6 protein-coding genes are annotated in these 5,779 nt (G+C 43.8%); 2 read left to right on the forward strand and 4 right to left on the reverse strand.

Annotated elements, in window-relative coordinates; all coding sequences use genetic code 11:
• Positions 1-90: 90 nt before the first annotated feature.
• Entirely contained in the window at positions 91-678 is a 588-nt protein-coding gene (locus VIN08_RS27375) for an RNA polymerase sigma factor (RefSeq protein WP_331972693.1), read from the reverse strand.
• 177 nt (positions 679-855) lie between these two features.
• Between VIN08_RS27375 and VIN08_RS27380 the strand changes: the two genes are divergently transcribed.
• Positions 856-2,136 (forward strand): DUF5103 domain-containing protein, encoded by a 1,281-nt coding sequence (locus tag VIN08_RS27380; protein ID WP_331972696.1) that lies wholly within the window; start codon positions 856-858, stop codon positions 2,134-2,136.
• Here VIN08_RS27380 and cas6 read toward each other — a convergent pair.
• The 3 genes from cas6 to VIN08_RS27395 form a co-directional block, all read right to left on the reverse strand.
• Complete coding sequence (gene cas6 / locus VIN08_RS27385; RefSeq protein WP_331972699.1) at positions 2,133-2,864, reverse strand: CRISPR-associated endoribonuclease Cas6; 732 nt, start codon at positions 2,862-2,864, stop codon at positions 2,133-2,135. The genes VIN08_RS27380 and cas6 overlap by 4 nt on opposite strands.
• A gap of 193 nt (positions 2,865-3,057) precedes the next feature.
• Positions 3,058-4,155, reverse strand: coding sequence for a redox-regulated ATPase YchF (gene ychF / locus VIN08_RS27390; RefSeq protein ID WP_331972702.1), 1,098 nt, complete (start codon positions 4,153-4,155; stop codon positions 3,058-3,060).
• A gap of 203 nt (positions 4,156-4,358) precedes the next feature.
• Entirely contained in the window at positions 4,359-4,922 is a 564-nt protein-coding gene (locus tag VIN08_RS27395) for a porin family protein (RefSeq protein ID WP_331972705.1), read from the reverse strand.
• Between the two features lie 131 nt (positions 4,923-5,053).
• Between VIN08_RS27395 and VIN08_RS27400 the strand changes: the two genes are divergently transcribed.
• Positions 5,054-5,779, forward strand: a 726-nt coding sequence (locus VIN08_RS27400; protein ID WP_331972708.1) for a glycoside hydrolase family 125 protein, incomplete at its 3' end; no start/stop codon positions are given.

Raw genomic sequence — 5,779 nt, forward strand, 5'->3', positions numbered from 1 at the left:
TCTGCTTTTTCGAGATCAAGCTCGATGTTCGTCCACACATTCTCTGCAGGACTCACCTCGGCTTCACCGAAAGCATCTTTGAACGCATCCTCAAATTTTCGACTCTCCATATCGTTCATAATACGTTGACTCCTTTAACAATCGCTGCTGCAGCAAACTCTTGGCCCGCGCAAACTGCGACTTCGATGTTCCTTCTGATATACCTAACTGTTCTGCTATTTCTTTATGACTAAATCCTTCAATGGCAAACATGTTAAAAACAATCTGGCAACCTTGCGGCAGCGCCTGTATCATCTCTAGCAGTTGGGTGAAGTGGATGCCGGATATACTGACTTCGTCTTCCGGTAGATTGGTCTCTTCAATGTCGACCATCGGCATCAGGTAAAGCTTCTTTCGGTTAGCGTTCAGGGCAGTGTTCACCATAATGCGCGTGATCCACGTTTCCAGTTTCGAATCGCCTCTGAAATTCTCTATTCCCTGAAAAACTTTTACAAAACCTTCCTGAAGAATATCCTCTGCCTCTGCGGTTGTTTTGGAATATCGCAGGCATACTACCATCATTTTTCGGCAATAGCGGTCGTACAAAGCTCGTTGAGAAGCCCTGCTACCTTTACGGCATCCGTCTATAAGCTCGTTTTCGTTGAGCATCAATCCGATAATACGGCCATGTTGCTTCATTAGACACCCGGTCAGGTAAAAAAGTTGGAATGCCTCAATATTTGTTGCCGTGCTATCTCACCACACAAAGCTTTGATATTGGCAATTTCTTTTTTCCTTTGTCGTTCGTACCAGAACCAAGTTTTCGCAGCTCGCACCACTGTGCTTGCCAGCGTTGATTAAAATTACAATTTCAGCATGAGATCCAGACTGTTTTCCCTTGCACTACTCCTGTTGGCCTCCGCCTGTACTCCCATCGCACAAAGTTCGCTTAATTCTGAGGGGAATCCTAAAACCCTGCAGCTCAGTGACCAGGTATACGAACCCGAAATAAAAACCGTGCAGCTCTATGCAGCCGGCAACCCGCTATACCCCGCGGTTACCAACCTCGGACAAGAGAACCTCACATTGGAATTTGACGACCTGCGAAGTCAGAATGACACCTACTATGCCAAGGTGCTTCACTGCAACTATAACTGGACAGAGTCTGGCTTGCAAGACCTTGACTATATGAATACGTACAATGAATTTCCGATCAACACGTACGAGTTCTCGGTCGATACACATATACCCTATATCCACTATAAACTCGCGCTGCCATCAGTAAAACTTCCGGGTAATTATGTTCTCGTAGTATACCGCGGCAGCAATAAAGATGATATTATTCTGAGCAAGCGCTTCATGGTATATAATACGCAGATCAGCTTCACACAAAACGGTAATCTCATTGGTCCCGGCAGAATTGCCGATCTCAATCAACAGCTAAATTTTACGGTCGATTACGAAAATCTGAATATACTCAACCCGCTTACGGATGTACATGTAAACATCCGCCAGAATCAGCGATGGGATAACCAGGCTGTAAATGTGAAGCCCAGCTTTGTGCGCGAAATAGAAAAAGAACTTGAATATCGTTTCTTCGATGATACACAGATGTTCAAAGGCGGTAACGAATTTCGCTTCTTCGACTTGCGTTCACTTGCATACCCCGGACGTAACGTAGACCATGTCGATAAAAAAGTAAAACCGTTCAAAGCCTATATTCAGAAAGATAAAACACGCGAAGACCAGGCGTATGCACAATACAATGATCTGGACGGAAACTTTACACTCGATAATCTCGACTATAACAAAAACATGGCGTACGCCAATTATGTAGATGTAAACTTCACGCTCTCCACGCCTCCTGTTAAAGGCGATGTATATGTAGCCGGAGCATTTAACTATTGGAATCTCAATCGCGAGAACAAGATGCGCTATGATTCAGCACAGCAAAGTTATGTTGCTAACGTGTTACTGAAGCAAGGTTGGTACGACTATCAATATATAGTGAAGTCTCCGAATGTGAGCCCCTATAAATTTGAAGGCAGTCACTTCGAAACAGAAAATGTATACGAGATCTTTGTATACTATAAACCATTTCAACCACAGGCCGACCTGCTGATTGGCTACTTGCGGCTGGAAGCAAATCCGCGTTAAGCGTATACCATCTCCTGCTGCGTGGTGCGTTGGATGGAGTCGTTGTTGGCAACATCCAGCATACCAAAGCCTTTGTGTGTAAAATAGCCGAGGCCATTCTCGTATACAAACTGCTGCACTTCTTTAGCAGCATAGAGTGTAAACGGAAAAGTATAGCCGCGCACTTCAAATTTCACATCGCTGTCGTATAGCGGGTATATACGCGCAAACTTTTTATGCGAAGCCTGTATACGTTGAATATAGTCGTGGTCAGGAACGATCTGAAATTTATAGAAGGAAGTAAGCTGCTCGGCAGTATATTTCCCGATGGACTCCATGCGTGCAATAGTGGAATCATAGAGCAGATCAGAAAACTCATCGCTCTCGGGCGACACAAATTTCTTACCGCTCTCATCGTTGAACGCAGCCGGTATCACTACGATAGGCGATATACATAAGAATCGCGCTTCATCGCTGATCTTTACGGGTTCTTCCTGTTCAATAGACTCCGGCACCAGGTGCAGATTGCCTACGATAATTTCCTTCTGCTCAAAAAGTCGCGCGATAAAGTAATCGAGAAATGCCTTATCAGAGCAGGCAAATACAAGCGTCACTTTGGAAGAGAAATAATGAAGTCCTTTACGGCTAACCTTCGTCTGCCCCTTCAATCCGGAAAAATTATAGTGGTTAAACTCAATATAATTCTTCTCCGGACCAAAAATCAAAAGTCCTTTTATAACCTGCGCCAATAAATATTGGTGGTGAAACGGTACGTACGCACCCCTGTTTTTCAGTGAAAAAATAATCCTGGTTCTCAAGCCAAAAAAAAATTAGTCAGGGGTTTAAATCGTACCCAAACAAAAAACCCGCTCCGCACTGAATGTGAGCGGTTTATAAAGCTAAGAAAAAAAAAGAAAGGTTGTAGATATTTGTAAGGAAACTTTAAACGTTGAAGCGGAAATGCATGATATCCCCGTCTTCCACCACGTATTCTTTTCCCTCTACGGCCATCTTGCCGGCTTCCTTACACGCTTGCTCAGTTTTATACTGCTGATAATCAGTTAATTTTATAACCTCGGCACGGATAAAGCCTTTTTCGAAATCCGAGTGGATCACACCGGCAGCCTGAGGTGCGCGCCATCCTCTGCGGATAGGCCATGCACGAACTTCCTTCTCTCCTGCCGTGAAATAAGTGATCAGGTCAAGCAGGTGATACGAAGCACTCAATAATTTATTAAGTCCGGATTCCTTCAATCCGTATTCTGCTAAAAATACAGCGCGGTCTTCTTCACTTTCCAGTTCTGCAATCTGGGCTTCAATCGCTGCACTGATAATAACCACTTCGGCATTCTCATCTTTTACATGAGCCTTCAGTGCATCTACATATTTATTCCCCGTGTGAATGGATCCTTCATCTACATTCGTAACATAGATAACCGGCTTGGCAGTAAGCAACTGAAGATCAGCAACGGCTTTTTTATCTTCTTCATCAACCTGTAGTGCGCGGGCATTTTTACCGGAGAGCAACGTCTCCTTATATAATTGGAGTACTGATAATTCTTTCTTCAGTTTCGCATCGCCACCTTTGGCAGCCTTCTCCGTCTTGGCAATTTTCTTTTCAACCGACTCGAGGTCTTTTAGTTGAAGCTCCGTGTCAATGATCTCTTTATCAGCCACAGGATCAACACGACCATCTACGTGCACGATGTTGTCGTTCTCAAAGCAACGCACCACGTGTACGATAGCATCTACCTGGCGAATGTTGCCAAGAAACTGGTTGCCAAGACCTTCACCTTTGCTGGCACCTTTCACCAGGCCTGCTATATCTACAAACTCAATAGTAGTAGGCAGCACACGCTGTGGATTTACCAGTGCTTCCAGAATTTTCAAACGCGCATCCGGAACCGAGATCACCCCAACGTTGGGTTCAATAGTACAAAACGGAAAGTTGGCTGCTTCTGCTTTGTTATTGGATATAGCATTAAAGAGTGTTGATTTTCCAACATTTGGCAAACCTACAATCCCACATTGAAGTCCCATGGAGCGCGTATTTAATTAAGGCCGCAAATATAAGGGGATGGAGAGATTTGGTAAAGAAATATTTTCAAGGACCGCTGCTGGCTTCGGGCTACTGGCCGCTGGAGGTGTGAAGTTTGGAACTAACGTGTGTCTTTATACTTCGACATTCGTTGATCGATATTCTATTTCCTTCTTTCGTTATCCATGTAACCATTAACGGATCACTACTTCCTCAGATAATAGGCAACAGAGAATTGAAAATTCCTGTTATATAGTGCAGTCCATCCTTGCGCTACTCCATTAGGACCGGCATTGAAATAGACCTTATCAAGGTTGGAAATTCCGTAGTAATATCTTCCTAACAACGACCACTTGGGTGTCAGGTTAAATCGTAAGCCACCAATCGCGCCAAAATCAGTTTTGTTATAATCAAGTATTGTATTGTTAGAAACATTAACACCAATAGAAGGACCTGCTTCAATGTTTAATAAAGCAATAGGCTGATACGAAAGCACTAGCGGAGCTTCGATATAGCCCAGTTTAACACCACCTCCCGCTCCTTTCTCAATGAACTGAAGCTCCGGAATAAAAGTAAATTTATTCGAGAATTTCAGCTTTGTAAAAACTCCAACATGGAAGGAAGTATACGAATCAAAACCAAGTGCTTCATTCTGCTTATGACGAATCCCGATGGTGTTTACATTAACTCCGGCCTTGAATCCCAGCGGTATTTGTGCATAGCTATAAAAACCGGAGAGTATACCAATGGCCAGTAAAATCTTCTTCATATAGGATTATAATCTATTAAGGGGCGCGAATATAACAGTTCCTTCAATCTGTTAGAGAAACATCAGCAAAAAGAGATTAGATTTGAATCAGGCAGGCGTTACTTAAAGCCCATACTAAAAGATAATACACCATGAACCGACAAGAATTTCTCCAATATGCCGGACTGATCAGTGCCGGATTACTCGTGAATATAAATACTGCCGAAGCAGAACAATCCAAGTATATATCAAAGCGTCCGGATACATCGGCACGAAACTTTACAAGTAAATCCATTGAAGAGGCGATCAAAGAATTTAAGTCGCACGTAAAAGATGAAGAGCTCGGCTGGTTGTTCGAGAACTGCTTTCCGAATACACTCGATACAACGGTTTTCCTGAAAGCAAAGGGAGCACACCCGGATACCTATATCATTACGGGCGACATCGATGCCATGTGGCTCCGCGATAGCACAGCACAGATATGGCCCTACTTACCGTTCATGAAGACAGACGCTTCCTTGCAGAATCTCATTGCAGGGGTTATCAATCGCCAGACACAATGTATACTCAAAGATCCATACGCCAACGCTTTCTATGACGATGCCTCGAAGATCAGCGAATGGAAAGACGATCTCACGGATATGAAGCCCGGTATACATGAGCGTAAATGGGAGATCGACTCGTTGTGTTATCCGATACGTCTCGCCTATCATTATTGGACGTTCACAAAAGATACTACACCATTCGATGCTTCATGGAAATCGGCAGTAGCCACTACGTTGAAAGTATTCAAAGAACAACAACGTAAACAAAATCAGGGCTCCTATACTTTTCAACGCACAACAGCATGGGCTACCGATGGTGTTCCGCTGGCGGGC

It is taken from the genome of Ohtaekwangia sp. (genome assembly GCF_036568665.1).
Classification (GTDB): Bacteria; Bacteroidota; Bacteroidia; order Cytophagales; family Cyclobacteriaceae; genus Ohtaekwangia.

Excerpts from the sequence above, each read along its gene's own strand:
- VIN08_RS27375 (WP_331972693.1), bottom strand. The coding sequence starts at position 678 with ATGAAGCAACATGGCCGTATTATCGGATTGATGCTCAACGAAAACGAG.
- VIN08_RS27380 (WP_331972696.1), top strand. The coding sequence starts at position 856 with ATGAGATCCAGACTGTTTTCCCTTGCACTACTCCTGTTGGCCTCCGCC.
- ychF (WP_331972702.1), bottom strand. The coding sequence starts at position 4,155 with ATGGGACTTCAATGTGGGATTGTAGGTTTGCCAAATGTTGGAAAATCA.
- VIN08_RS27395 (WP_331972705.1), bottom strand. The coding sequence starts at position 4,922 with ATGAAGAAGATTTTACTGGCCATTGGTATACTCTCCGGTTTTTATAGC.